Source organism: Streptomyces sp. NPDC029139, from assembly GCF_055564335.1.
This window is the reverse complement of record NZ_JBVHWN010000010.1, coordinates 197,329-222,724: the sequence shown is the minus strand read 5'-3', so window position 1 is coordinate 222,724 and position 25,396 is coordinate 197,329. Positions and strand designations below refer to the sequence as shown.

The 25,396-nt window shown below is 73.4% G+C and carries 23 protein-coding genes; 9 read left to right on the top strand and 14 right to left on the bottom strand.

What is annotated here, in order from left to right; translation table 11 throughout:
• Positions 1 to 10: 10 nt before the first annotated feature.
• From ACZ4VW_RS22855 to ACZ4VW_RS22820, 8 genes are all read right to left on the bottom strand, one after another.
• The gene (locus ACZ4VW_RS22855; protein WP_467965209.1) at positions 11 to 1,579 is read right to left on the bottom strand and encodes a 4-coumarate--CoA ligase family protein; all 1,569 of its coding nucleotides are present in this window, start codon (positions 1,577 to 1,579) and stop codon (positions 11 to 13) included.
• A gap of 93 nt (positions 1,580 to 1,672) precedes the next feature.
• On the bottom strand, positions 1,673 to 2,800 hold the full coding sequence (locus ACZ4VW_RS22850; protein ID WP_467965207.1) for an acyl-CoA dehydrogenase family protein: 1,128 nt from the start codon (positions 2,798 to 2,800) through the stop codon (positions 1,673 to 1,675).
• A complete protein-coding gene (locus ACZ4VW_RS22845) occupies positions 2,797 to 4,695 on the bottom strand; it encodes an acetyl/propionyl/methylcrotonyl-CoA carboxylase subunit alpha (RefSeq protein ID WP_467965205.1) in 1,899 nt (632 codons plus the stop codon). The genes ACZ4VW_RS22850 and ACZ4VW_RS22845 overlap by 4 nt, the downstream gene beginning before the upstream one ends.
• 6 nt (positions 4,696 to 4,701) lie before the next feature.
• Positions 4,702 to 6,327 carry an acyl-CoA carboxylase subunit beta gene (locus tag ACZ4VW_RS22840; RefSeq protein WP_467965203.1) on the bottom strand — a complete coding sequence of 542 codons (1,626 nt, stop codon included), beginning with the start codon at positions 6,325 to 6,327 and terminating at the stop codon, positions 4,702 to 4,704.
• Positions 6,328 to 6,346: 19 nt separating this feature from the next.
• On the bottom strand, positions 6,347 to 8,068 hold the full coding sequence (locus tag ACZ4VW_RS22835; RefSeq protein WP_467965201.1) for an acyclic terpene utilization AtuA family protein: 1,722 nt from the start codon (positions 8,066 to 8,068) through the stop codon (positions 6,347 to 6,349).
• Positions 8,068 to 8,856: a TIGR03084 family metal-binding protein gene (locus ACZ4VW_RS22830; protein ID WP_467965200.1), complete on the bottom strand. Its 789-nt coding sequence runs from the start codon at positions 8,854 to 8,856 to the stop codon at positions 8,068 to 8,070. The genes ACZ4VW_RS22835 and ACZ4VW_RS22830 overlap by 1 nt, the downstream gene beginning before the upstream one ends.
• Positions 8,857 to 8,935: 79 nt before the next feature.
• The gene (locus ACZ4VW_RS22825) at positions 8,936 to 9,136 is read right to left on the bottom strand and encodes a DUF1272 domain-containing protein (RefSeq protein ID WP_467965198.1); all 201 of its coding nucleotides are present in this window, start codon (positions 9,134 to 9,136) and stop codon (positions 8,936 to 8,938) included.
• Positions 9,137 to 9,325: 189 nt separating this feature from the next.
• The gene (locus tag ACZ4VW_RS22820; RefSeq protein ID WP_467965196.1) at positions 9,326 to 10,255 is read right to left on the bottom strand and encodes an EamA family transporter; all 930 of its coding nucleotides are present in this window, start codon (positions 10,253 to 10,255) and stop codon (positions 9,326 to 9,328) included.
• 108 nt (positions 10,256 to 10,363) lie between these two features.
• Between ACZ4VW_RS22820 and ACZ4VW_RS22815 the strand changes: the two genes are divergently transcribed.
• Positions 10,364 to 11,263, top strand: a complete 900-nt coding sequence (locus ACZ4VW_RS22815) for a LysR family transcriptional regulator (RefSeq protein WP_467965194.1) — start codon at positions 10,364 to 10,366, stop codon at positions 11,261 to 11,263.
• A gap of 57 nt (positions 11,264 to 11,320) precedes the next feature.
• Here ACZ4VW_RS22815 and ACZ4VW_RS22810 read toward each other — a convergent pair whose 3' ends face one another.
• A complete protein-coding gene (locus ACZ4VW_RS22810) occupies positions 11,321 to 11,914 on the bottom strand; it encodes an MBL fold metallo-hydrolase (RefSeq protein ID WP_467965192.1) in 594 nt (197 codons plus the stop codon).
• 82 nt (positions 11,915 to 11,996) lie between these two features.
• Between ACZ4VW_RS22810 and ACZ4VW_RS22805 the strand changes: the two genes are divergently transcribed.
• Positions 11,997 to 12,953, top strand: coding sequence for a GlxA family transcriptional regulator (locus ACZ4VW_RS22805; protein WP_467965191.1), 957 nt, complete (start codon positions 11,997 to 11,999; stop codon positions 12,951 to 12,953).
• A 75-nt stretch (positions 12,954 to 13,028) separates the two neighbouring features.
• Here ACZ4VW_RS22805 and ACZ4VW_RS22800 read toward each other — a convergent pair whose 3' ends face one another.
• Positions 13,029 to 15,770 carry an FAD-binding and (Fe-S)-binding domain-containing protein gene (locus ACZ4VW_RS22800; protein WP_467965190.1) on the bottom strand — a complete coding sequence of 914 codons (2,742 nt, stop codon included), beginning with the start codon at positions 15,768 to 15,770 and terminating at the stop codon, positions 13,029 to 13,031.
• Positions 15,771 to 15,821: 51 nt separating this feature from the next.
• Between ACZ4VW_RS22800 and serC the strand changes: the two genes are divergently transcribed.
• The gene (serC, locus tag ACZ4VW_RS22795; RefSeq protein WP_467965188.1) at positions 15,822 to 16,940 is read left to right on the top strand and encodes a phosphoserine transaminase; all 1,119 of its coding nucleotides are present in this window, start codon (positions 15,822 to 15,824) and stop codon (positions 16,938 to 16,940) included.
• Between the two features lie 149 nt (positions 16,941 to 17,089).
• Here the strand turns inward: serC and ACZ4VW_RS22790 are convergent, their stop codons facing one another.
• Positions 17,090 to 18,073 carry a WD40 repeat domain-containing protein gene (locus ACZ4VW_RS22790; protein WP_467965186.1) on the bottom strand — a complete coding sequence of 328 codons (984 nt, stop codon included), beginning with the start codon at positions 18,071 to 18,073 and terminating at the stop codon, positions 17,090 to 17,092.
• Positions 18,074 to 18,202: 129 nt separating this feature from the next.
• Between ACZ4VW_RS22790 and ACZ4VW_RS22785 the strand changes: the two genes are divergently transcribed.
• Complete coding sequence (locus ACZ4VW_RS22785) at positions 18,203 to 18,670, top strand: pyridoxamine 5'-phosphate oxidase family protein (protein ID WP_467965184.1); 468 nt, start codon at positions 18,203 to 18,205, stop codon at positions 18,668 to 18,670.
• A gap of 28 nt (positions 18,671 to 18,698) precedes the next feature.
• Here the strand turns inward: ACZ4VW_RS22785 and ACZ4VW_RS22780 are convergent, their stop codons facing one another.
• Complete coding sequence (locus ACZ4VW_RS22780; protein ID WP_467965182.1) at positions 18,699 to 19,691, bottom strand: SGNH/GDSL hydrolase family protein; 993 nt, start codon at positions 19,689 to 19,691, stop codon at positions 18,699 to 18,701.
• A gap of 344 nt (positions 19,692 to 20,035) precedes the next feature.
• On the opposite strand from ACZ4VW_RS22780, the gene ACZ4VW_RS22775 reads away from it, so the two are divergent.
• Both ACZ4VW_RS22775 and ACZ4VW_RS22770 read left to right on the top strand, forming a co-directional pair.
• Complete coding sequence (locus tag ACZ4VW_RS22775) at positions 20,036 to 21,172, top strand: amidinotransferase (protein ID WP_467965180.1); 1,137 nt, start codon at positions 20,036 to 20,038, stop codon at positions 21,170 to 21,172.
• An 86-nt stretch (positions 21,173 to 21,258) separates the two neighbouring features.
• Positions 21,259 to 21,942, top strand: a complete 684-nt coding sequence (locus ACZ4VW_RS22770; RefSeq protein ID WP_467965178.1) for a GDSL-type esterase/lipase family protein — start codon at positions 21,259 to 21,261, stop codon at positions 21,940 to 21,942.
• Positions 21,943 to 21,948: 6 nt separating this feature from the next.
• Here the strand turns inward: ACZ4VW_RS22770 and ACZ4VW_RS22765 are convergent, their stop codons facing one another.
• Complete coding sequence (locus ACZ4VW_RS22765) at positions 21,949 to 22,368, bottom strand: carboxymuconolactone decarboxylase family protein (protein ID WP_467965176.1); 420 nt, start codon at positions 22,366 to 22,368, stop codon at positions 21,949 to 21,951.
• 86 nt (positions 22,369 to 22,454) lie between these two features.
• On the opposite strand from ACZ4VW_RS22765, the gene ACZ4VW_RS22760 reads away from it, so the two are divergent.
• Both ACZ4VW_RS22760 and ACZ4VW_RS22755 read left to right on the top strand, forming a co-directional pair.
• A complete protein-coding gene (locus ACZ4VW_RS22760; RefSeq protein ID WP_467965174.1) occupies positions 22,455 to 22,988 on the top strand; it encodes a MarR family winged helix-turn-helix transcriptional regulator in 534 nt (177 codons plus the stop codon).
• Positions 22,989 to 23,053: 65 nt separating this feature from the next.
• Positions 23,054 to 24,046 carry an aldo/keto reductase gene (locus ACZ4VW_RS22755; RefSeq protein ID WP_467965172.1) on the top strand — a complete coding sequence of 331 codons (993 nt, stop codon included), beginning with the start codon at positions 23,054 to 23,056 and terminating at the stop codon, positions 24,044 to 24,046.
• 200 nt (positions 24,047 to 24,246) lie between these two features.
• Here ACZ4VW_RS22755 and thpR read toward each other — a convergent pair whose 3' ends face one another.
• On the bottom strand, positions 24,247 to 24,816 hold the full coding sequence (gene thpR / locus ACZ4VW_RS22750) for an RNA 2',3'-cyclic phosphodiesterase (RefSeq protein ID WP_467965170.1): 570 nt from the start codon (positions 24,814 to 24,816) through the stop codon (positions 24,247 to 24,249).
• Positions 24,817 to 24,849: 33 nt separating this feature from the next.
• Between thpR and ACZ4VW_RS22745 the strand changes: the two genes are divergently transcribed.
• Positions 24,850 to 25,356 carry a GNAT family N-acetyltransferase gene (locus ACZ4VW_RS22745; RefSeq protein WP_467965168.1) on the top strand — a complete coding sequence of 169 codons (507 nt, stop codon included), beginning with the start codon at positions 24,850 to 24,852 and terminating at the stop codon, positions 25,354 to 25,356.
• Positions 25,357 to 25,396: the final 40 nt, after the last annotated feature.

Below are 25,396 nucleotides of genomic sequence, written 5' to 3'. Positions count from 1 at the left end.
CTCAGCTCGTTCATTCGCGGTCCCTCAGTTCACGGCGCAGGATCTTCCCCGACGCTGCCCGCGGCACCCCGTCGACGAACTCCACGCGCCTGATCTTCTTGTACGGGGCGACCTTGCCGGCCACGTACGCCATGACGTCCTCGGCGCTCAGGTCCGCCGCGCCCGGCTGCCGGACGACGAACGCCTTGGGGATCTCGGCGCCGTCCTCGTCCCGCACGCCGATCACGGCCGCGTCGGCGATCCCCTCGTGGGTGAGGAGCAGCGCCTCCAGTTCGGCCGGGGCGACCTGGAAGCCCTTGTACTTGATGAGTTCCTTGACCCGGTCGACGACGAAGAGCCAGCCGTCCTCGTCGACGCGGCCGATGTCGCCGGTGTGCACCCAGCCGTCGGCGTCGATCATGGCGGCGGTGGCGTCGGGGCGGCCGAGGTAGCCCTTCATGACCTGCGGGCCGCGGATGGCGATCTCGCCCTCGGCGCCCGGCTCGGCGTCCCGCGCCGGGTCGTCGAGGGACAGGATCCGCATCTCGGTGGAGGGCAGGAGTCTGCCGACGGTGCCGGGCGGGGGCGTGGCGGCGTCGAGGGGGACGACGTGCGTGCCGGGAGACAGCTCGGTCATGCCGTACGCCTGGCGGACCGGCGGCAGCTTCAGCCGCGCCGAGCACGCCTCGGCGAGAGCGGCGTCGAGCGGGGCGGCGGCGCTGACGATGTACTCCAGGGAGGACAGGTCGTAGTCGGCGACCGCCGGGTGCTTGGCGAGCGCGAGGACGATCGGCGGGGCCACGTACAGGCCGTTGATGCGGTGCTTCTGGATCGCCGCGAGGAACTGGTCGAGCTCGAAGCGGGGCAGGACGACGACGGTGGCGCCCTGCCGCAGCGGTGCGTTCATCAGGGCGGTGAGCCCGTAGATGTGGAAGAAGGGCAGGACGGCGAGGATGCGGTCGCCCGGGCCCATCGGGATGAAGGGCTCCAGCTGGGCGAGGTTCGTGGCGATCGAGGTGTGCGTGAGCATCACGCCCTTGGGGACACCGGTGGTGCCGGAGGAGTACGGCAGGGCGGCGATGTCCTCGTCCGGGTCGATGTCCACGGCCGGTTCGGGGGCGGTGGTCGCCAGGAAGGACTGGAGGGAGCGGCAGTCCTCTCCGGTGTCGCAGAGGAATATCTCCTCGATGCCGCCGGCGAGTTCGGCGGCCGCGCGGGCCGCCGCGAGCAGCGGGGAGACGGTGACGATCCAGCGGGCGGAGGAGTCGCGGAGCTGCTTGGCGAACTCCTCCGGCGTGGAGAGCGGATGGACGGTGGTGACGGAGGCCCCGGCCCGGGTGGCGGCGTAGAAGGCGATCGGGAACAGCACGGTGTTGGGGCTGTGCAGGGCGAGCACGTCGCCCTTGCGCACCCCGGCCTCGGCGAGCCCGGCGGCGACCCGCCGGTGGAAGGTGTCGACCTGCGCGTACGTGAGGGCCAGGTCACCGGCCCCGTCGATCAGGGCGGGGGTGTCGCCGTACTCGGCGGCCCGGCCGAGGACGGTCTCGTGGATGGGGAGGGAGACGGTCGGGACGGGCTCGTACTCGCTGTGGAACACCATGCGTGGCCCCCTGGAGAGGTGGAAGGTGAGCGCCAGGATCGCGGGTGCCGGTGCGGTTTGGGGAGACCCCGTCGGCACCCCGTCGCACAGGGTTCAGTACGACTTCGGCAGCCCCAGGGTCTGGTGCGAGACGTAGTTGAGGATCATCTCCCTGCTGACCGGGGCGATCCGCGCCACCCGGGCCGCCGTGATCAGGCGGGCGAGGCCGAACTCGCGGGTGAGGCCGTTGCCGCCCAGGGTGTGGACGGAGGTGTCGACGGCCCGCACGCACGCCTCGGCGGCCGCGTACTTCGCCATGTTGGCCGCCTCGCCCGCGCCGATGTCGTCCCCCGCGTCGTACAGCGCGGCGGCCTTCTGCATCATCAGCCGGGCCAGCTCCAGCTCGATGTGGGCCTGGGCGAGCGGGTGGGCGATGGCCTGGTGGGCACCGATCGGGGACTTCCAGACCTGGCGCTCCTTGGCGTACGACACGGCCTTGGCGAGGGCGTAGCGGCCCATGCCGATCGCGAACGCGGCGGTCATGATCCGCTCGGGGTTCAGCCCGGCGAAGAGCTGGAGGAGGCCCGCGTCCTCCTCGCCGACGAGGGCGTCGGCCGGGAGGTGGACGTCGTCCAGGGTCAGCTCGAACTGCTTCTCCTCCGCGGCCAGTTCCATGTCGATCTGCCGGCGCCCGAAGCCGGGGGCGTCGCGCGGGACGATGAAGAGACAGGGTTTGAGGGTGCCCGTGCGGGCGTCCGAGGTGCGGCCGACGATGAGGGTGGCGTCGGCGATGTCCACCCCGGAGACGAAGACCTTGCGCCCGTTGAGGACCCAGCCCTCCTCGGTCCTCGTGGCGGTGGTGGTGATGCGGTGGGAGTTGGAGCCGGCGTCGGGCTCGGTGATGCCGAAGGCCATGGTGCGGGAGCCGTCCGCGAGACCGGGCAGCCAGGCGCGCTTCTGCTCCTCCGTGCCGAAGCGGGCGATGACCGTGCCGCAGATGGCGGGCGAGACGACCATCATGAGCAGCGGGGCCCCGGCCGCGCCCGCCTCCTCCAGGACGACGGAGAGTTCGGCCATGCCGCCGCCTCCGCCGCCGTACTCCTCGGGGAGGTTCACGCCCAGGTAGCCGAGCTTGCCGGCCTCGGCCCACAGGGCCGCCCGGTCGAAGCCGGGCCCGTGGCGGTGACCGAGGGCGGAGACGGCGGCGCGGAGGGCGGTCAGCTCGGCGGATTCGGTGGTCATGCGTGGTCCTCCTGTACATCGGTCCGTACGACGGCGAGCAGGGCACCGACCTCGACCTGGCGGCCGGGGGCGGCGTGGAGCACGGTGAGCGTGCCGGAGGCGGGAGCGATGACGCGGTGCTCCATCTTCATGGCCTCCAGCCAGAGGAGCGGCTGTCCGGCGGTGACGCGCGCGCCGGGCGCGAGGCCGTCGGCGACACGGACGACGGTGCCGGGCATGGGGGCGAGCAGCGAGCCGGGGGCGGTCTGCTCGCGGAGGTCGGGGAAGCGGGGCCGGACGGGGAGCCGGTGGGGTCCGACGTACACGGTGTCGCCGTGGCGGGCGACCTCGAAGTCCCGTACGACACCACCGATGTCGAGCCGTACCCGCTCGGGCGTGACGCCGACCGGGCGGACGCCCTCGGGGGCGGTGACGGTGTAGCCGCCGCGGCGCAGCCGGTACCGGACCTCGTGGTCCCCGTACACCGCGACCTGGTCCTGGGAGGGCAGGTTGCGCCACCCGCCGCCGAACCGCCCGCGCCGCCCCTCGGCCTCCGCGAGCGCGGCGGCGACGGCCGCGTGCGCCTCGCCGGGCGGCGGCTCGGTGAGGGCGTCCAGGTTCCGCTCGTAGAACCCGGTGTCGAGGCGCGCGGTGTCGTGGAAGTCGGGATGCCGCAGGGAGGCGACCAGCAGGTCCCGGTTGGTGACGGGCCCGTGGATCCGGGCGGCCCGGAGCGTGTGCGCCAGCTTGCGGACGGCCTGGGCGCGGGTGGGCGCGTGGACGACGACCTTGGCGAGCATGGAGTCGTAGTGGACGCCGATGGTGTCCCCGGAGGCGTAACCGGTGTCGACGCGCACCGTCGTGCCCCCCGCCGCCCCGGCCCCGACCGCCTCCTCGATCTTCAGCGTGTGCAGCTCGCCCGCCTGAGGCGTCCACCCCGAGGCGGGGTCCTCCGCGTAGAGGCGCGCCTCGATCGCGTGGCCCCGGGGCGTCGGCCGCTCCGGGGGGAGGGGCCGGCCCTCGGCCACGGCGATCTGCAGCGCGACCAGGTCCACCCCGTACACCTCCTCCGTCACCGGATGCTCCACCTGAAGCCGCGTGTTCATCTCCAGGAAGTGCGCCCGGCCGTCCGCGACCAGGAATTCGACCGTCCCCGCGCCGACGTACCCGACCGCCTTCGCCGCCCCGACGGCGGTCGCGTACAGGGACTCCACGAGCTCGGGCGGCAGGCCCGGGGCCGGGGCCTCCTCGATCACCTTCTGGTGGCGGCGCTGGAGCGAGCAGTCGCGGGTGCCGAGCGCCCAGACCGTGCCCTGGCGGTCCGCCAGGACCTGGACCTCCACGTGCCGGCCGTTCTCCACGTACGGCTCGACGAACACCTCACCGTCGCCGAACGCGCTCGCCGCCTCCGCCGAGGCCGCCTCGCGCTCCTCCGCCAGCGCCCCGAGCTCGCGGACGATCCGCATCCCGCGGCCGCCGCCACCGGCCGCCGCCTTCACCAGGACCGGCAGGTCGGCCTCGGTGACGTCCACCAGCGGGGCGATCCCGAGGAGCTCCTTCGCCCGCGTCTTGGAGGCCATCGCCTCGATCGCCGCCGGCGGCGGTCCGATCCACACCAGACCGGCGTCCGTCACCGCCCGCGCGAACTCCGCGTTCTCCGACAGGAAGCCGTACCCCGGGTGCACGGCGTCCGCGCCCGCCGCAAGCGCCGCCTTCACCACCAGGTCGCCCCGCAGATACGTCTCCGCGGGCATCGCTCCCGGCAGCCGTACCGCCGCGTCGGCCTCCCGCACGTGCAGGGCGGCGGCGTCCGCGTCCGAGTACACCGCCACCGTCGCGATGCCCAGCTCCCGGCACGTACGGAACACCCGGCAGGCGATCTCGCCCCGGTTGGCGACAAGAACCGACTGAATCATCACGCCTCACATTCGGAAGACGCCGAAGCCGCCGCGCGCGCCCTCGACCGGTGCCGTGTGGATCGCGGACAGGCACAGCCCGAGGACCGTGCGCGTGTCGCGGGGGTCGATGACGCCGTCGTCGTACAGCCGCCCGGACAGGAACATCGGCAGCGACTCCGACTCGATCTGCGCCTCGACCATCGCGCGCAGCCCGGCGTCCGCCTCGGCGTCGTACGGCTGCCCCTTCGCCGCCGCCGAGGCACGCGCCACGATCGACAGGACGCCCGCGAGCTGCTGCGGCCCCATGACGGCCGACTTGGCGCTCGGCCAGGCGAAGAGGAAGCGCGGGTCGTAGGCCCGCCCGCACATGCCGTAGTGCCCGGCGCCGTAGGAGGCGCCCATCAGCACGGACAGGTGCGGCACCTTCGAGTTGGCGACCGCGTTGATCATCATCGCGCCGTGCTTGATGATCCCGCCCTGCTCGTACTCCTTGCCGACCATGTAGCCGGTGGTGTTGTGCAGGAAGACCAGGGGGATGTCGCGCTGGTTGGCGAGCTGGATGAACTGCGCGGCCTTCTGCGACTCCGCGCTGAACAGCACGCCCTGCGCGTTGGCGAGGATGCCGACCGGGTAGCCGTGCAGCGTGGCCCAGCCGGTCACGAGGCTCGGCCCGTACAGCGGCTTGAACTCGTCGAAGTCCGAGCCGTCCACGACCCGGGCGATCACCTCGCGCGGGTCGAAGGGGGTCTTCAGGTCCCCCGGCACGATCCCGAGCAGCTCCTCCTCGTCGTACTTCGGAGGGTCCGCGAGCCCGAAGGACCCGGCGCCGGAGGCGGAGGGGCGATCGGGGTGCGCCTTGCGGTGGTTGAGGCGGGCGACGACCCGCCGCGCCTGCCGCAGCGCGTCGGCCTCGTCCACGGCGTAGTGGTCGGCGAGACCGGAGACCCGGGCGTGCATCTCGGCTCCGCCCAGCGACTCGTCGTCGCTCTCCTCCCCCGTCGCCATCTTGACCAGCGGCGGACCGCCGAGGAAGACCTTGGACCGCTCCTTGATCATCACCGTGTGGTCCGACATCCCGGGGACGTACGCCCCGCCGGCCGTCGAGTTGCCGAAGACGACCGCGATCGTCGGGATGCCGGCGGCCGACAGCCGGGTGAGGTCCCGGAACAGCGCCCCACCGGGGATGAAGATCTCCTTCTGGGAGGGCAGATCGGCGCCGCCGGACTCGACGAGGGAGATCACCGGGAGCCGGTTGGCGTACGCGATCTCGTTGGCCCGCAGGGCCTTCTTCAGCGTCCACGGGTTGGAGGCGCCGCCCCGGACGGTCGGGTCGTTGGCCGTGATCAGGCACTCGACGCCCTCCACCACCCCGATGCCGGTGACCAGGGACGCGCCCACGGGGTAGTCACTGCCCCAGGCGGCGAGTGGGGACAGTTCGAGGAAGGGCGTGTCGGGGTCGACGAGCAGCTCGACGCGCTCGCGGGCGAGGAGCTTGCCGCGCTTCCGGTGCCGCGCGACGTACTTCTCGCCGCCGCCCGCGAGGGCCTTGGCGTGCTCGGCGTCGAGGGCGGCGAGCTTGTCGAGCATGGCCGAGCGGTTGACCTTGTAGTCGGGCCCGCCCGTGTCGAGGGCGGAAGCGAGGACGGTCACAGCGTTTCCTCCGGGACGGTCACAGCAGTTCCTCCGGTACGTCGAGTTCACGGGCGCGGAGCCATTCGCCGAGGGCCTTGGCCTGGGGGTCGAAGCGGGCCTGGGAGGCGACGCCCTCGCCGAGGAGGCCGTGGACGACGAAGTTCACCGCGCCCAGGTTCGGCAGGACGTGCCGTACGACGTCCAGGCCGGCCGTCTCCGGCAGGAGCCTTCGGATCCGCTCGACGGTGAGGGTGTGCACGAGCCAGCGCCACGCCGGGTCCGTACGGACCCAGACGCCGATGTTCGCGTCGCCGCCCTTGTCCCCGCTGCGGGCCCCGGCGACCCGGCCGAGGGGCACGCGTCGCGTCGGACCGTCCGGCGGGGGCGCGGGCAGCGGCGGCGCGTCGACCGGCTCCAGGTCCCGGGTGTGGGCGGGCGGGGGGACGGCGACGCGGCTGCCGTCGGGCAGGACGGCCGTGTGCGGGACGTCTGCGGCCGGGACGTACCGGGCCTCGAAGAGGCCGTACGGCGCGCCTCTGCCGGGTGGGGCGGTCACGTGGAAACCGGGGTAGCTCGCGAGGGCCAGTTCGATCGCGGCGCCGCTGAGGGCGCGGCCCACGGGCTCGGGGGCGTGGTCGCGGACGACGAGGCGGAGCAGCGCGCTGGCCGTCTCCTCGGTCGCGGCGTCCGGGCGGTCGGTGCGCGCGAGCTCCCAGCGGACGTCGGCGGGACGGGATCCGGAGCGCTCGAAGGCGTCCTCGATCTGGTCCTGGACGAGCTGGGCCTTGGCCTCGACGTCCAGGCCGGTGAGGACGAAGACGACCTCGTTGCGGAAGCCGCCGATCCTGTTGAGCCCCGCCTTGAGGGTGGGCGGCGGGGCCTCGCCCCGTACGCCGTCGATGCGCACCCGGTCGGGGCCCTCCTGGGTGAGCCGTACGGTGTCGAGCCGGGCGGTGACGTCGGGGCCCGCGTACCGGGCGCCGGACGTCTCGTACAGGAGCTGCGCGGTGACCGTGCCGAGGTCGACGACCCCGCCCGTGCCGGGGTGCTTGGTGATGACGGAGGTGCCGTCGGCGTGGATCTCGGCGAGCGGGAAGCCGGGGCGGCGCAGCGCCTTCCGGTCGTGGTCCGTGAAGAAGGCGTAGTTGCCGCCGGTGGCCTGGGTGCCGCACTCCAGGACGTGCCCGGCGACGACGGCGCCCGCGAGGCGGTCGTGGTGGGCGGGGTCGGCGGGGTCCCACCCGAAGAACCACTGTGCCGGGCCGGTGACGAGGGCGGCGTCGGTGACGCGGCCGGTGACGACGATGTCGGCGCCGGCCGAGAGACAGGCGGCGATGCCGGCGCCGCCGAGGTAGGCGTGGGCGGCGAGGACTCCGTCCTCGGCGGGCAGCCGGTCGCCCTCGACATGGGCGATCCGCGCGGGGACGCCGACCCGGTCCGCCAGCTCCCGGAGGGCGTCGGCGAGACCGGCGGGGTTGAGACCGCCGGCGTTGGTGACGATGCGGACGCCGCGGTCGTGGGCGAGACCGAGTCCTTCCTCCATCTGCCGCAGGAAGGTCTTGGCGTAACCGGCGTTCGGGTCCTTCAGCAGGTCCCGGCCGAGGATGAGCATGGTCAGTTCGGCGAGGTAGTCGCCGGTGAGGACGTCGAGTGCGCCCTCGGGGCCCCTGTCGGGGCCGCCGCCGGTCAGCATCTCGCGGACGGCGTCGAACCGGTCGCCGTAGAAACCGGAGGCGTTGCCGATACGGAGCACGTCCACTAGGCCCCCCGGGCGGGGCGTCCCGGGCCGGCCGGTCCGGCGAACGCCTGGGCGATCGACAGCCAGCGCTCGGCGTCCGCGCCCTCGGCGCGCAGGGCGGTGTCGTCGCGGTGGACGCGCTGGGTGACGAGGAGGCAGAAGTCGAGCGCGGGGCCGCTGATCCGCTGGGTGGCGTCCTCGGGTCCGTACACGAACTCGCCGCCCTCGGGCCCGGTCAGCTCGATCCGGAAGGGCTCGGCGGGCGGGGTGATCCCCCGGACGAGATAGGCGTAGTCACGGGCGCGGACGCCGATGAAGGCGACGTGCCGCAGCCGGGCGGTCGGCGCGCGGACGACCCCCAGGGCGTCGGCGATGTCCTGTCCGTGCGCCCACGTCTCCATCAGGCGGGCGGTCGCCATCGAGGTGGCGGACATCGGTGGCCCGTACCAGGGGAAGCGGGCGCCGGGCGGGGCCGCGCGCAGGGCCGTCCGCAGCCGCTCGCGGCCCACCCGCCACCGTCCCAGCAGTTCGGCGGGCGGAAGCGCGGCGCCCTCCTCCGCCCCTTCGTCGACGAAGCGGTCGGGCGCGGCGAGGGCCTTCTCGGTCTCGGCGGCGAAGGCGTCGGGATCGGTGGCGGCGAGCAGGGCCGCCCGGTCGGTCCAGGCGAGATGAGCGATCTGGTGGGCGATCGTCCAGCCGGCCGCGGGGGTGGGGGCGGCCCACTGCTCGTCGCGCAACTCCCTGACCAGGAGGTCGACTTCCTCGCTCTCGCTGCGCAGATCGTCGAGGACGACGGCAGGGTCGGACACGGTGCGCTCCCCTCGGGACACGGGCGTGTGCCGAGGAGCATGGCAGCGGGAGTAGAAACAATCAAGCGTGCTTGCTTGATTATCTGGCCGTCTCCTCCTTCGGGGCGGCGCGGCGGGGGCGGGCGACCAACTCGCCGCCGCAGTTGGGACAGATGTCGTCCATCGCCTCTCCGCACGGCACGCAGAAGGTGCACTCGTACGTACAGATGCGGGCGGGGGCGTCGACGGGCAGGGTCGTGATCTCGCAGCGTTCGCACAGGGTGCGCATCTCCAGGGCCATGCGTCGATCCTGCCCGCGGGGCGGGACCGGGGAAGCCCCCGCCCGGGCCGAAGATCAGCAGGATCGGGACAGGCGGGATCGTGGCGGATCAGACCTGCGAGGGCCTGCCCGGGTCGGACCTGTGGGGGCCTGCCCGGGTCGGACCTACGAGGGCCCTTCCCGGTCAGCCCTGCGAGGGCCCTTCCCGGATCAGCCCTGCGGAGACGTGTGGCGCATCTGGGTGCGGACCGCACCCATGCTCGCCGCGATGACCAGGGCGATCGCGAGCGCGTCCGTGAGGGCCAGGGCCTGGCTCAGGACGAGGAAGCCGGCGGTCGCGGCGATGGCCGGTTCGAGGCTCATGAGGATGGCGAAGGTGGGAGCCGGGAGGCGGCGCAGGGCGAGGAGTTCGAGGGTGTACGGCAGGACGGAGGACATCAGCGCGACGGCGAGGCCGAGCCCGATCGTGGACGGGACGAGCAGCTTGTCGCCCGCCTCGGCGATGCCGAACGGCAGGCTGAGCACGGCGCCGAACGCCATCGCGAGGGCGAGCCCGTCCGCCTGCGGGAAGCGCCGGCCGGTGCGGGCACTGAAGACGATGTACGCGGCCCACATGGCGCCGGCGGCGAGCGCGAAGGCCGCGCCGACGGGATCCAGCCGGTCGAAGCCGCCGCCGCTGAGCAGGACGACACCGCCGAGGGCGAGCCCGGCCCACAGCAGGTTCATCAGGCGGCGCGAGGCGATGACCGAGAGGAGCAGCGGACCGAGGACCTCCAGGGTCACGGCGGCGCCGAGCGGGATCCGGTCGGCTGCCTGGTAGAAGAGGATGTTCATGCCCGCCATGGCGGCACCGAAGGCGAGGACGGTGCCCCAGTCGGCGCGGCCGTAGCCGCGGACCGTGGGGCGGCAGACGATCAGCAGGACGACGGCGGCGAGGACGAGCCGCAGGGTGACGACGCCGAGGGCGCCGGCGCGGGGCATGAGCAGGACCGCGACGGCGGACCCGAACTGCACCGACAGGCCACCGGCCACGACGAGCGCGACGGGACCGAGACGGGCGGCGCGCGTGGTGGCGGACGCGGCCGCGGCGGCCGCCTCCGGTGCCGAGACGGCGGCGATGTCCTTGACCGGGCTGTCCACCGGCTCACTCCCTTGCGCAGTTCATCATCCTGGACTATCGGTCCAGGATAGTGCACCCACGGACCGGGCCCGGGTTTCCACGGTACGAGGCTGCGCGCGGCGCCGGAAATGCCGATTGGGCTGCGGTTATGCTCCGGACGCATGAGCCGCACGAGCATCGAGCTGCGCCATCTCCGCTGCTTCCTCGCCATCGCGGAGGAGGGCAGCGTGACGAGGGCCGCGGCCCGGCTCCATCTGACCCAGCCCGCCGTCTCCCGCACGCTCGCCGCCCTGGAGCGACAGCTCGGCACCCGGCTCGTCGACCGCTCCACCCACCACGTGGCACTGACCGCCGAGGGCCGGGCCTTCCACGACCGGGCGGCGGCGGCCGTCGCGGCCTTCGACGCGGCCCTGGACCCGGAAGGACTGCGCCGGCGGCCCCTGCGGCTCGGACACGCGTGGTCGGCGTTCGGCCCGTACACCACGCCCCTGCTCCGGCGCTGGCAGCGCGAGCACCCGGACACCCCGCTGGAACTCCTGCGCGTCGACGACCGCACGGCGGGCCTCGTACGGGGGGAGGTGGACGCGGCGCTGCTGCGGGGGCCGGTGGAGGCGCCGGGCCTGGCGACGGAGGAACTGGCGACGGAGAGCCGGGTGGCGGCGGTCCCGGCGGACAGCGTCCTGGCGGCCCGTACGTCCCTGACCCTGGCGGACCTCGCGGACGCGACGGTCGTCCTCAACACGGTCTCCGGCACGACGACCCTCGACCTCTGGCACCCGCCCCGCCGCCCGGCGGCCACCCTCACGGTGGCCAACACCGACGACTGGCTGACGGCGATCGCGGCGGGCCGCGGCGTCGGTGTCTCCTCCACCTCGACGGCGGCGATGCACCCGCACCCGGGCGTCACCTACCGCCCCCTCCCGGACGCCCCACCGGTCCACGTCCTCCTGGCCTGGCGCGACGCGTCCCCTCACCCCGCGACGGCGCTGCTGGTGGCCCTGGCGAGGGAGATCGCCCAGGAGTCGTGAGGTCGGGCGAGCGGGCACCCGTCCAGGCGTGAGCGTGCGGGGGCCGGACGCCGGCCCCTACAGCGGCGCCTCGTCCCCCGCCGGGAACGGAGCCCCATGGCCCGGGACGATCACGTCCGACGCCGTCAGCACCCGTAGGCGGGAGGCGCGGTGGACGTCCCGGTCCGGGGCGACCGGGTCCTCGGCCGGACCGTCCGGGCGCCACCACAGGTCGCCCACGAAGGCGACCACCCCGTCGGCGGTGCCGGCGAGCAGCGTGATGTCCTCCGGGCTGTGCCCCGGGGTGCGGATCAGGCGCAGGGACGGGGTGAGTTCATGGCCCTCCGCGTCGCGGTCGTCCCACTGGTCGTGGCGGTACTCCGCCTTGTGGTCGTGGACGCGCGCCCGGCCGAACAGGCCCACGTTCATGGTGTTGTCCGGGTGGTGGTGGCTCAGCACGACATCGGTGATGTCGTCGGGGCCCAGGCCCAGTTCGGCGAGCGGGCCGAGGATGCGGTCGCGGCTCGCCACCATGCCGGGATCGACGATCACGTGCCGCTCGCCGTCCGTGACGTACGAGACGGTGGCGGCGACCCCGGGACCCGTGGAGAGGGTGTAGCCGGTGGTCAGGACGGTGTAGGTGGCGGTGTTGCCGCGCGGCTGGTCTGTCATGTCCCCAGCCTCGCCGCGGGACGGACCGCCGACGAGTGGCCGCCCTGCCACCCATCGCGGGTTTTGTGCCAGACTCCCCCGCATGCCGCCGTTCCTGAGCGTCGCCGCCTACACCCCGCCCCGGGTCGGCATGCTCGCCGTCGGCCTCGTCGCCGAGGTCTTCGGCGCTCCCCCCGAGGGCCTCCCGCGCTTCGACTTCGCCCTCTGCGCCGACCGCCCCGGCCAGGTCCCCACCGACCTGGGCGTCCCGCTCACCGTCGACCACGGGCTGGACCGGCTCGCCTCCGCCGACCTCGTACTCGCCCTCCCCTGGGCCGACTTCCGCACCCCACCCCCCGACCCGGTGCTCGACGCGCTGCGCACCGCCCACGCGCGCGGCGCGCTGGTCGGGGCCCACTGCGTCGGCGCGTTCGCGCTCGCCGCCGCCGGGCTGCTCGACGGCCTGCGGGCCACCACCCACTGGCGGTTCGCCGACCTGCTCGCGCGCCGCCACCCCTCCGTCACCGTCGAAGCGGACGCCCTCTACGTCGACGAGGGCCGGGTCCTCACGGGCGCGGGCGCGGCCGCCGGATTCGACCTCTGCCTGCACCTGCTGCGCCGCGAGTACGGGGCGGCCGCCGCGAACCGGGTCGCCCGTGACCTCGTCCTGCCGCCGCACCGCGACGGCGGACAGGCCCAGTACCTCGTCGCGCCCGTCCCCGAGGACGGCGAGGACGAACGGCTCGCCGGCGTCCTCGCCTGGGCCCGCGAACACCTCCACGAGCCGCTACCCGTCGCCGAGTTGGCCCGCCGCGCCCTGATGAGCCGCCGCTCCTTCGCCCGCCGCTTCGCCGCGGCGACCGGGACCACTCCGCACGCCTGGGTCCTCGGGCTGCGGCTCGGCCGGGCGGAGGAGCTCCTGGAGACCACCGACCTCCCAATCGAGGAGATCGCCCGCCTCGTCGGCTACAGCAGCGCGGCCGTCCTGCGCGAACAGTTCGTCCGCCGCCGCGGCGTACCGCCCCGGACCTACCGCCGCACGTTCACCCGAGCCCCCTAGAGAACGTTGGCGTGCGTCCCAGGACCCCTAGGGGGTTGCTGGCGTGCGTCCCCGGGCCGGGTCCCTGGTGGGCCCCTAAGGGGTGTCCGTGGCCACCAGCGCCTCCGCGAGGACCTCCGCCAGGTGACGGGCCCGCCGTCCCGTCAGATGGTCGAGCTGGGTGCGGCAGGAGAAACCGTCCGCCAGCAGGACCGCGTTCTCGTCCGCCGCGCGGACGGCCGGCAGCAGCCGGTCCTCCGCGCAGGCCACCGACACCTCGTAGTGCCCGGGCTCGAAACCGAAGTTGCCCGCCAGACCGCAGCAGCCACCGCTCAGCTCACCCGTGAGACCGGCCCGTTCGCGCAGCCGGCGCTCGGCGGCCTCGCCGAGGACCGCGTGCTGGTGGCAGTGGGTCTGCCCGACGGCCGGGCGGTCCAGACGCGGCGGCTCCCACGTCGGCGCGAACTCCTCCAGGGCCTGGGCGAAGGTGCGGACCGAGGCGGCCAGACGCCCCGCCCGCGGGTCGTCGGCGAGCAGCTCCGGCAGGTCGGTCCGCAAGGTCGCCGCGCACGAGGGCTCCAGGACCACCACCGGATGCTCCGGGACCCCGTCCAGCACGTCCAGCGTCCCGCGCATCACCTTCCGCGCCCGGTCCAGCTGCCCGGTGGAGACGTACGTGAGTCCGCAGCACACCCGGCCCGGCGGCAGCCCCACCCGTACTCCGGCCGCCTCCAGCACCCGTACCGCCGACCGGCCCACCTGCGGGGACAGGTGGTTGGTGAAGGTGTCCGGCCACAGCAGGACGTCGGAGGCCGTCTCCAGGCGCGTGCCGAACCAGGAGACGAACGTCCGGGACGCGACGCGCGGGAGCTCCCGCTCCGGAGTGACACCCGCCAGACGGGCGGGCAGCACCCGGCCGAGGTTGAGCGCGGGACCGAACAGGCGAAGCCACTGCGGCAGCCGGCCCATCGTCACGTGCGACCAGGGCCGCCGCCTGCCCGCGTAGTGCCGGTCCAGGAACTCCGCCTTGTACGCGGCCATGTCCACGCCCACGGGGCAGTCGCTCCGGCAGCCCTTGCACGACAGACACAGGTCGAGGGCCTCCTTGACCTCCTCCGAGCGCCAGCCGTCCGTGATCACCTCCCCCAGCGCCATCTCGTGCAGCAACCGCGCCCTGCCCCGCGTCGAGTGCCGCTCCTCCCCGGTCGCGCGGTACGACGGGCACATCACGTCCGCACCGGAGCCCGGGGCGTCCACCCGGCACTTCGCGACGCCGACGCAGCGGGCGGCCTCGGGCACGACGACGGGCAGCCCCGCGAACCGCAGGCCCTCGTCGAGAGGCCGCGGCCGCACCAGCATCCCCGGGTTCAGTCCGCCGTCCGGGTCCCACACGTCCTTGACCGCGCCGAACAGCGACACGAGCCCGGAGCCGTACATCCTCGGCAGCAGCTCCGCCCGCGCCTGCCCGTCCCCGTGCTCCCCCGACAGCGAGCCTCCGTGCGCGACCACCAGGTCCGCCACCGCCTCCGAGAACTCACGGAAGCGGCCGACCCCCGCGCCCGTGTACAGATCGAAGTCGATACGGACGTGGATGCAGCCGTCCCCGAAGTGGCCGTACGGCGTCCCGCGCAGCCCGTACTCCGCGAGGAGGGCACGGAACTCCCGCAGATACGCGCCGAGCCGCGCCGGCGGCACCGCGCAGTCCTCCCAGCCCGGCCATGCTTCACCGCCTCCCGACATCCGGGTCGCCGTGCCCGCCGCGTCCTCGCGGATCCGCCAGAGCGCCCGGCGCTCGGCCGGTTCCGTCACCACGGTCGCGTCGAGCGCGTCCGCCGCCCGGACCAGTGACCACGCCGCGCCCACCCCGTCCGTCTCGACGAAGAGCCAGGCACCGCCCCGGGGGAGCAGCTTCCGCTCGGGGCCGGGCACGAGGTCGTCCGCCATCCCCTCCACGGTCAGCGGCCCGTACGGCAGCAGCCCGGCCGCCGCGTCGGCCGCCGCGCTCTCGTCCGCGTACCCGAGGACGGCGAGGACAGGCTCCGAGGGCAGCGGCACCAGCCGTACGGTCGCCTCCGTCAGCACCCCGAGCGTGCCCTCGCTGCCGCAGTACGAACGGGCCACGTCCGCGCCCCGCTCCGGCAGCAGCGCGTCGAGCGCGTACCCGGAGATCCGGCGCGGCAGGCCGGCCGGGTAGCCGGTCCGCAGGGCGGCGAGGTTCCGGTCGACGAGCTCGCGCAGTCCGGCCGGCGCGCCCTGCCAGTCCCGCCCGAGGCGGAGCCGCGTCCCCCGGTAGGTGAGGACGTCGAGGCCGAGGACGTTGTCGGCGGTCGTGCCCCAGGCCACCGAGTGCGCCCCGCAGGCGTTGTTCCCGATCATGCCGCCGAGGGTGCAGCGGCTGTGCGTGGACGGGTCGGGGCCGAAGGTCAGGCCGTAGGGGCGTGCGGCGTCCCGCAGCCGGTCGAGGACCGCACCCGGCTGGACGACGGCCGTCCGTGCCTCGTGGTCCACGGACACGATCGCGCGCATGTGGCGTGTGAAGTCGAGCACCACGCCCGTGCCGGTCGCCTGACCGGCGATCGACGTGCCCGCGCCGCGCGCCACGACCGGTACCCCGAACGAGCGGCACACCTCCAGGGCCGCCGCCACGTCGGTGGCGTCCCGCGGGGCGACCACGCCCACCGGCACCCGGCGGTAGTTGGAGGCGTCCATCGTCGTCAGGGCCCTGGCCGTGGCGCCGAAGTCGACGTCTCCGGCCACCGCCGCGCGCAGTGCCGCCTCCAGCCGGGACAGCTCGTGGTGTTTTCGCACGAGGTCAGGATGTCTCACCTGTCGTCTCATCCGGCGGACATCGGCCGCCCGCGACCGTTCCGACCGGATACGCTCCGCCTCGTGGCTGAGATCCAGATTCCCGCTGACATCAAGCCCGCCGACGGCCGTTTCGGCGCGGGCCCCTCCAAGGTGCGTACGGAGGCGCTGGACGCCCTGGCGGCCACCGGCACCTCCCTCCTCGGCACGTCCCACCGCCAGGCCCCGGTGAAGAACCTGGTCGGCGAGGTACGTGCCGGAGTGCGTGACCTCTTCTCGCTGCCCGAGGGCTACGAGGTGATCCTGGGCAACGGCGGCTCCACCGCCTTCTGGGACATCGCGACCCACGGGCTCATCGACTCGAAGTCGCAGCACCTGAACTTCGGCGAGTTCTCCTCCAAGTTCGCGAAGGCCGCGAAGCTGGCCCCCTGGCTGGCCGAGCCGACCGTGATCTCCTCCGACCCGGGCACCCACCCGGAGCCGCAGGCCGAGGCGGGCGTCGACGTGTACGCGTTCACGCACAACGAGACCTCCACCGGTGTCGCCGCCCCCGTCAAGCGGGTCGCCGGTGCCGACGAGGGCGCGCTGGTCCTGGTCGACGCGACCTCCGGCGCGGGCGGCCTGCCGGTCGACATCACCGAGTCGGACGTCTACTACTTCGCCCCGCAGAAGTCCTTCGCCGCGGACGGCGGCCTGTGGCTGGCGGCCTTCTCCCCGGCCGCGCTGGAGCGCGCCGCCCGGATCCACGCCTCGGGCCGGCACATCCCGGAGTTCTTCTCGCTGCCGACGGCGATCGACAACTCGCTGAAGAACCAGACGTACAACACCCCGGCGCTGTCCACCCTCTTCCTGCTCAACGAGCAGCTGAAGTGGATCAACGGCCAGGGCGGTCTGGACTGGGCCGTGGCCCGGACGAAGGAGTCCTCCCAGGCGCTGTACGGCTGGGCCGAGGAGTCCAAGTACGCGACGCCGTTCGTGACCGACCCGGCGAAGCGTTCGCAGGTCATCGGCACGATCGACTTCTCCGAGGACATCGACGCGGCGGCGGTCGCCAAGGTGCTGCGCGCCAACGGCATCGTGGACACCGAGCCGTACCGCAAGCTGGGCCGCAACCAGCTGCGGATCGCGATGTTCCCGGCGATCGACCCGGCGGACGTGCGGGCGCTGACGGCCTGCGTCGACTACGTGATCGAGAAGCTGTAACCGCGTCACCTCCCCGCTCACGAGGGCCCGGCATCGGACATGGTCGATGCCGGGCCCTTCGTCGTGCCGCCCCGCGACGGTCCGGGGCCACCGGCGGCGGCCACGAGGGCATCGGCCCCGGCGCCGCGTACCCGCCGGAGGGGTGCTCGTCAGCCGCGGCGCAGGAGGCGCTTCCCGCCGATGACCAGGGCGGTGGCGGCGGCGAGCACGATCACGCCGACGGTGAAGTTGCCCCGGTCGGCCTCCGCGCCGGGCTGCCGCGCGCCGGACGACGAGGACGGGGCCGGCGCCGGAGTACCGCCGCTCTCCGAGGGCTTCGGCCGGTCCCTCTCCACCCGCACGACCCGGCTCCCCTCGCCCTCCGAGCCGAACATCAGCGCCGCGCCGTCCCTCGTGTACGTCACCGACTCCGCCTGCCCCTGGAAGGGCGCCCCCACGGACGTGCCGTCGTCCCCGAGGCGGCCGTCCTTCCACGCGTACTCCTGGGCGCTGAAGTAGCCGCGCAGCAGCAGCCGGTCGCCGTCCGGCGAGAAGGCGCCGTCGGTCACCCACGGCACGTCGTCCACGCGGCGGAAGACGTTCGTCCCCGCGGTCGACAGCCGCTCCGGGCCCGCGTACAGCCCGCCGGTCTTCTCGTTCTTGCTGGCGATGTAGACCCGGCCGGTCTTCGGGTGCACCATCAGGGCCTCGGCGTTGCGCGGCCCGTCCGCGTACTTCACGTCGTACTGCCGCGCCGTGACCGTCTGGTCCTTCAGCCGCTTCGGTTCGGGAAAGCGGTAGATCCAGACGTGGTCCCAGGTGCCGTCCCGGTTGTCGCCGATGTCGCCGACGTAGATGTCGCCGTCCGGACCGACCGAGATGGCCTCCATGTCCCGGGGGGTGCCGACGCCCTTCATGGTGAGCGTCGCGACCGTCTCGCCGGTACGGGAGTCGATGCCGTAGATCAGCGGCGCGTCCTGGTCGTTGTGCGTCCAGTAGACCCCGGGGTGGGCGCGGCTGGCGGCGAGACCGCTGGACTCGGTGATCCGGAGGTCCTTGATCGTGAAGTCCCCGTCGGCCTCGGCGGCGTACACGGCCGGGCCCGAGAGGAGGACGAGGACGGCGGCACCGGAGACGCCCAGCAGTGATCGCATGCCCTCCAGCCTGCCACGGAGGGCGGCGAAGCCGACGCCGGCCGGAGGTCCGGTCCGCCGGCCGCCCCGCACGCCGCGCCATGAGACGCGGCCCGGAATTCTTTTGCCCGTACGGGAGTTGGCCCCGACATGACTCAGAAGCCCGCGCCTCCCCGCCCCCTGACCGACACCGAGCTCTCCGAGCTGCTGAGCAGGCAGCAGTTCGGCACCCTGGCCACCAACAAGCGCAGTGGCCACCCCCACCTCACGACCATGCTCTACAGCTGGGACGCCGCGGCGCGCATCGTACGGTTCTCCACCACCGAGGACCGCGTCAAGGTCAAGCAGCTCCGGCGGGACCCGCGCGCGGCCGTGCACGTGCCGGGCGGCGACGTGTGGTCGTTCGCCGTGGCCGAGGGCGAGGCCGAGGTCTCGGAGACCACGACCACGCCCGGTGACGCGGTGGGGCGGGAGCTGCTCTCGATGGTCCCCGAGGCCGCGAGGCCGCAGGGTGAGGCCGCGGACGCCTTCCTGGCGCAGACGGTGGACGAGCGCCGCGTCGTCATCCGGCTGAAGGTGGACCGGCTGTACGGCACGGCGCTCGACATCAACGGCTAGGAATCCCTCCTGGACGTGCCGGGGGGCGTCAGGCGGGGCCGTGGCCGTACATCGCCGCGATCGACTGGGCGACCGCGTCGCCGTTGGCGTCCCGGCCGGTCTCGTTCGACCTGAGGAACCACGGCAGCGTCTGGTGCAGGAGCGTCACCTGCGAGGGTTCGAGCAGGCCGCCCACCGCCCGGTCCGTGCCGTCGCACACCGTCGCCGCGCCCGTTCCCGCGTACAGGTCGACGAAGTGCGCCCCCGCTCGCTTCGCTCCCGCCGCCATCAGCGCGTTGAGCGGTGCCTGGACCTTCTCGTCGAGGAACGCCCACGCCTCCTCCGGTACGTCCCCGAGCGGGGAGCCACCCCCGCCGGGGAGCGGGGCGCGGCAGAGCGTCCGGTCCTTGGGCACCAGGCGGGGATAGCCCACCAGAACCGTCTTCGCCTCCGGCGCCTCGCTGCCGATCTCGGAGAAGAGCTTGTCGAGGTCCTTGCCGGTCCGCTCGAACCGCGCCGCCAGCCAGGCCGCGCCCGCGCCGTTCGAGAAGTACGCACGGCACCGTGCCGCGGGCGAGGCCGCGTCCACCGGACGGTCCGGCAGATGCGCGCCGTCCGTCCCGCGCAGTTTCGCGGAGCACTGCTTCAGGATCTGTCCGAGGCCCACCGTCCCGGCGCCCAGGCCCGCGACCACCAGCCGTGTCCGCTTCGTCAGTGCCCGCTTCTGCGGCGGCGCCGCCGCGCCGCCCCCGAGGTCCTGCTCCTCCCACACATGGTGGAGCGCGGCGCCCGTGCACGACACGTCCGCCGTGATGTCCAGCAGGATCGACTGATCGGCGAGCTGGTCCTCGATCACGTCCGGCAGGTTCTCCGCCGCCCGCACGCACAGCAGCGCGCCCTGGTCGACGGGCGCGATGCCGTACCCGCCGACGGAGGCGTCGCCCAGGAACACCGTGGGGATCTTCTCGGGGTTCGCGGGCGCCGCGGACGTCGGCAGCACCGACACCAGCAGCGCGGCCGCCACCACGCAAGCGGTCCTCATCAGAGCCGTTCCTCCGTTCTCCTTCACCGTTCCCGGTCCCCCGTTCGCCGTTCGCCGTTCGCCGTTCGCCCGGGACGTACGGTCCTCACCTCCCTGGACCATCACCCCGCACCGTGCGAAAAATGCGGGGCCGACCTCGGGTAACGGGGCGCGCCGGGGGTATTCGCGGCGCATGACGGGGAGCACGGGCCGACCCCCGGCGGCTTCCCCACCCCGCCGCGAGCGTGCGCGACGGCGGCGACGCGGACGGCGCCGTTCGTTGACCTGCCCCCTCCCATGTGTTCACGTGGGGTCACGGTCGAACACGGAAAGTGGCCGACTTCTGTGATCGAAGGTGGTGGAACATGGCGGTGGAGGAGCGGCTCGGCATCCCGGCGACTGCCGAGGCGACGGTGGAGTCCCGCGTCTCACCGGTCGGTTCCCACAACGAGTGGGACCCGCTGGAGGAGGTCATCGTCGGACGCCTGGAGGGCGCGACGATCCCGTCGGATCACCCCGTCGTCACCTGCAACATCCCGCCCCGGGCGGCACGGTGGCAGGCTCGGGCCGCGGGCCTCCGGTATCCCCGCCTGCTGCTCCGTCAGGCGCAGCAGGAGCTCGACGGCTTCGTCACCCTCCTGCAGTCCCTCGGTGTCACGGTCCGGCGGCCGGACGCGGTGGACTACAAGAAGCGCTTCGGCACCCCCGACTGGTCCGCGCGCGGCTTCTGCAACTCCTGCCCCCGTGACACCCTGCTCGTGGTCGGCGACGAGATCATCGAGACGCCGGGAGCATGGCCGAGCCGGTACTTCGAGACCCACTCCTACCGCACGCTCATCAAGGACTACTTCCGGCGTGGCGCGCGCTGGACCGCGGCCCCGAAGCCGCAGCTCACCGACGCCCTCTTCGAGGAGGACTTCCGGGCCCCCGCGGACGGCGAGCCCATGCGCTACATCCTCACCGAGTTCGAGCCGGTCTTCGACGCGGCGGACTTCGTGCGCGCCGGACGCGACCTCTTCGTCACCCGGAGCAATGTCACCAACCGCATGGGCATCGAGTGGCTGCGCCGCCACCTCGGACCCGGCTACCGCATCCACGAGATCGAGAGCCGCTGCCGCACTCCCATGCACATCGACACGACGTTCGTCCCGCTCGCGCCCGGCAAGGTGCTGGTCAACCCCGAGTACATCGACGTCGACCGGCTGCCCGACGTCCTGAGCTCGTGGGACGTCCTGGTCGCGCCCGAGCCGGACCCGATCCGCGACCCGCTGCTCAGGCTCACCTCGATGTGCGGCAAGTGGCTCAGCATGAACGTCCTGATGCTCGACGAGAAGCGGGTGATCGCGGAGCGGCACCACACCGGCATGCTGCGCGCGCTCGAACGGTGGGGCTTCGAGCCGATCCCCTGCGATCTGCTGCACTACGCGCCGTTCGGCGGCTCGTTCCACTGCGCGACGGTCGACGTCCGGCGGCGCGGGACGCTCGAGTCGTACATGGACTGAGTCCCGTCCCTGGCCAGGCGGTCCCGCCCCTCCGGTGTCCTGGATCACGTCGCCGGGGGTCCGCGCCCTCGGCGAGAATGAGCGCCATGCGTTTCATGTTCGTCGGCGACAGCTGCACCATCGGACGCGCCGGCGACTACACCTGGCGCTACCGCATGTGGCAGCACCTCGAAGCGGTCCTGCCCGGGCAGTACGAGATCGTCGGGCCGCGCACCGCGCTGTACGACACGGCCGCCGACGCGCCGCTCTCGCACGCCTACGCCGACCCGGACTTCCCCGCGCCGGCCCGGCGGCATCTGGCCGGATGGGGCGAGGGCTGGCTGCACATGGCGCCGCTGATCGGCGAGGCGGTCACCGCGAGCGCGGCGGACGTCCTGCTGGTCTCCCTCGGCCTGATCGACCTCGGCTTCTACACCGACAGCGGTCAGACGGCCGAGAACACGCGCGCCTTCGTCGCCGCCGCCCGCGCGGCGAACCCGCACCTCAGGGCCGTGGTCCTGCCCGTCATCCCCAACATACGGGCGGAGTCCGACGCACCGTTCGCCGCCGAGTGCGAGCGCTTCAACGAACTGCTCGCGAAGGCCGTCGCGGACCTGGACACGGCCGCGTCGCCGCTGCTGCTCGCGACGGTCCCGGAGTCGTACGACCTCCGCGCCGACACGTACGACGGCACGCACCCCGGCCCGACCGGAGAGCACAAGCTGGCGGGCGCCTTCGCGGCGGCCATGCAGCAGGCGTGGGGCCTGGGTGCGCCCTACCGGGCGCGCTGAGCGCGTTCACGCCGAGCGCGTGAGCCGGTTCGCCAGGGTGGACAGGGTGTACGCGCCGATGCCCAGGACGACCTCCAGGGCGTTCTGGCGGGTGTAGCCGTGCGCGAAGAACCGCTCCAGTTCCGCGTCGCTCACCGCACCCGACGCGGCGAGGACCTGATGTGTGAACTGCCGTACGGCCCGCAGTCGTCCGGGCTGCTCCGCCGGGCCGAGAGCGGCCAGCTTCCGCTCGTGCAGCTCGATGCACAGATGACACTGGTTCCGCTCGGCGACCGTCAGGATGACGGTCTCGCGGGAGTGCGGGTCGAGCGTGGTGGTCTCGAACAGCGCGCTCATCCTCAGGAAGCCGTCCAGCGCGTGCGGGGACTCCGCCATGCGCGCGACGGCCTGCGGGAGGTGCCCCCAGGCGGCGGTCACCTTCTCCATGGGGGGACGGGAGGCGGCGGGGGCGGTCTCTACGGTGTGATCGGTGAACAAGGCGGCTCCTGGGACAGAGAGATAGGATCGACAACATGGTTGACCATGCGGAGGAGAGAAACGTAAACCAGGTTGTCGATATCGGCAAGGGGGATTCCACTCCGGGGTTCGAGCTGCCCCTGCTCCTCTTCGCCGGTTTCCGCACCCTCATCGACCGGCTGCACGCCGAACTCGCCCGCCAGGGCCACCCGGAGCTGCGCCCCGCCCACGGCTTCGCCCTCCAGGCCATCGGCGCGGGCGGCCCCCGGGGAGCCACCGCGAGCGAGATCGGACGTCACCTCGGGGTGTCGAAGCAGGCCGCCGGCAAGACCGTCGACCGCCTCCTCGCCGTCGGCTACGCCGAGCGCGCCGACGACCCGGCCGACGCACGCCGCAAACTCGTCCGCCTCACCGCGCACGGCCGCGACGCCCTGGCCCGCTCGGCCGCCGTCTTCGACGAGCTGCGCGCGGAGTGGTGCGCGACCCTCGGCGCCGACCGCGTACGGGAGATGGAGACCGCCCTGCGCCAGGTCGTCCCGCCGGGGACCGCCCACCGCCTCGACGCCACCAGCTGGCTCGGCGGCAACTGATCCCAACGACCGGGCGCCGGGCCCCTCTTGCTTGAAGCGCGCTCCAAGGCGTTGGCTTGTGCCCCATGAAGTACACACAGCTCGGACGCACCGGACTCAAGGTCAGCCGACTCGTCCTCGGCACGATGAACTTCGGACCCCAGACCGACGAGGCCGACAGCCACGCGATCATGGACTCCGCCCTCGACGCGGGGATCAACTACTTCGACACGGCCAACGTCTACGGGTGGGGTGAGAACAAGGGCCGCACCGAGGAGATCATCGGCAGCTGGTTCGCCCAGGGCGGCGGCCGGCGCGACAAGACCGTCCTGGCCACCAAGGTCTACGGCAACATGGCGGCCGAGGGCGAGAACGTCTGGCCCAACCACGACAAGCTCTCCGCGGTGAACATCCGCCGGGCCGTCGAGGGCTCCCTCAAGCGGCTCGGCACCGACTACATCGACATCTACCAGTTCCACCACATCGACCGGCACACGCCCTTCGACGAGATCTGGCAGGCGATCGACGTCCTGATCCAGCAGGGGAAGATCCTCTACGCGGGCTCCTCCAACTTCCCCGGCTACAAGATCGCCCAGGCCAACGAGAGCGCCGCCCGGCGCGGGGCGGTCGGCCTCGTCAGCGAGCAGTGCCTCTACAACCTCTACGAGCGCCGCGCCGAGATGGAGGTCATCCCCGCCGCCCAGGACTACGGGCTCGGGGTCATCCCCTGGTCCCCGCTGCACGGCGGTCTGCTCGGCGGCGTCATCCGCAAGGAGACCAGCGGCGGACGGCGCGCCTCGGGCCGCACCGCGGAGGCGCTGACCGACAGCGCGGTCCGGGCCAAGGTGCAGGCGTACGAGGACCTGCTCGACAAGCACGGCCTGGAGCCCGGCGAGGCGGCCCTGGCCTGGCTCCTCACCCGCCCCGGCGTCACGGGCCCGATCGTCGGCCCGCGCACCGCGGAGCAGCTCCGGTCCGCCCTGCGGGCGCTGGAGCTGGAGCTGAGCGACGAGGTGCTGTCCGGCCTGGACGAGATCTTCCCCGGCCCGGGCCCGTCCCCCGAGGCGTTCGCCTGGTGAGGGGTCTTCACCCGGTGAGGACGTAGCCGTACGCGAGAACGGCCGTCGCCCCGTGAGCGGGGCGGCGGCCGGCGGCCGGCGGCGGGGGCCTGGTGGTTCGGCTACTGACCGACCACGGAGGCCACCGCGATGATCGCGAACATCAGGACGAGCACACCGGCCATGATCCGGTTACGGGTTTTCGGGTCCACCCTTCGAGGTTAACCCGCCCCTCCGAGCGGCCATGCGCCGACCGTCTCGTATCGGGGCTGCTCCCCCGGTACGCCGCCGCCGGGAAGGTTGCTGCGCACCAGTGCCAGCTCGGAGACCTGCCAGCGAGCGCCCTCGAAGGGGGCGAGCGCGTCGACGAAGGGGCGCAGGTCGACGCCGTCGCGCGAGCGGGCGATCGTCAGGTGCGCCTGGTAGCGGCGGTGCTCGTCCATCGGCACCCCGGCCCGGCGGGCGGCCGCGTCGGCGCGCTCGGCGAGCAGCCGCATCGTGTCGAGGTCCCCGGCGGCCCCCGTCCACAGCACCGCCCGGCCGAAGCGCCCGCCGCCGTGCAGACGCAGACCGAACGGCGCTGTCCGGTGGGCGGCGCGGGCGAGCCGCTCGTGGAGGTCGGGGAGCAGCTCCTCGTCGACCTCCCCCATGAAGGCGAGCGTGAAGTGCCAGCCGGGCCGCGCGGTCCAGCGCACCCGTTCGGCACCGGGCAGGCGGGCGAGGCGGTCGACGACCCGGGCGAGTTCGGTCAGCTGCTCGGGCGGTGGCAGTACGGCGGCGAAAAGCCTCATACGGAGAGTCTGGCAGTGACTACCGTGGGCCGGATGGAGATCACGATCAGGAAGGGCGGGGCGGACGACGTCCCCGCGATACTCGCGATGCTGGACAGCGCCGTGGTCTGGCTCAACGGCATGGGCATCACGGACCAGTGGGGCACGGACCCGTGGACGTCGAAGCCCGCGGCGGTGCGGAAGGTCGGGGAGATCGTCGCCTCGGGGACCCCCTGGATCGCCGAGATCGACGGCGAGCCGGCGGGCACCGTGACGCTGACCCCGCACCCGACGTCGTACGTGGCGCCGGTGGACGAGCCGGAGGTCTACGTCCACCTCCTGGCGACGGACGCGCGGTTCCACGGCCGGGGCGTGGGCGCGGCCCTGCTGGCCCACTCGGTCGAGGAGACCCGCCGCCAGGGGATCTCGCTGCTGCGGGTGGACTGCTTCGCGGGCAGCGAGGGCCGCCTGGTGGCGTACTACGAGCGCCAGGGCTTCACGAGGACGGAGCCGTTCACGGTGGGCGACTGGCCGGGCCAGGTGCTGGAGCGCCGGGTCTGACGGCTCGGCCCCGGGGACGGGCGGACACGCCCGTCCCCCG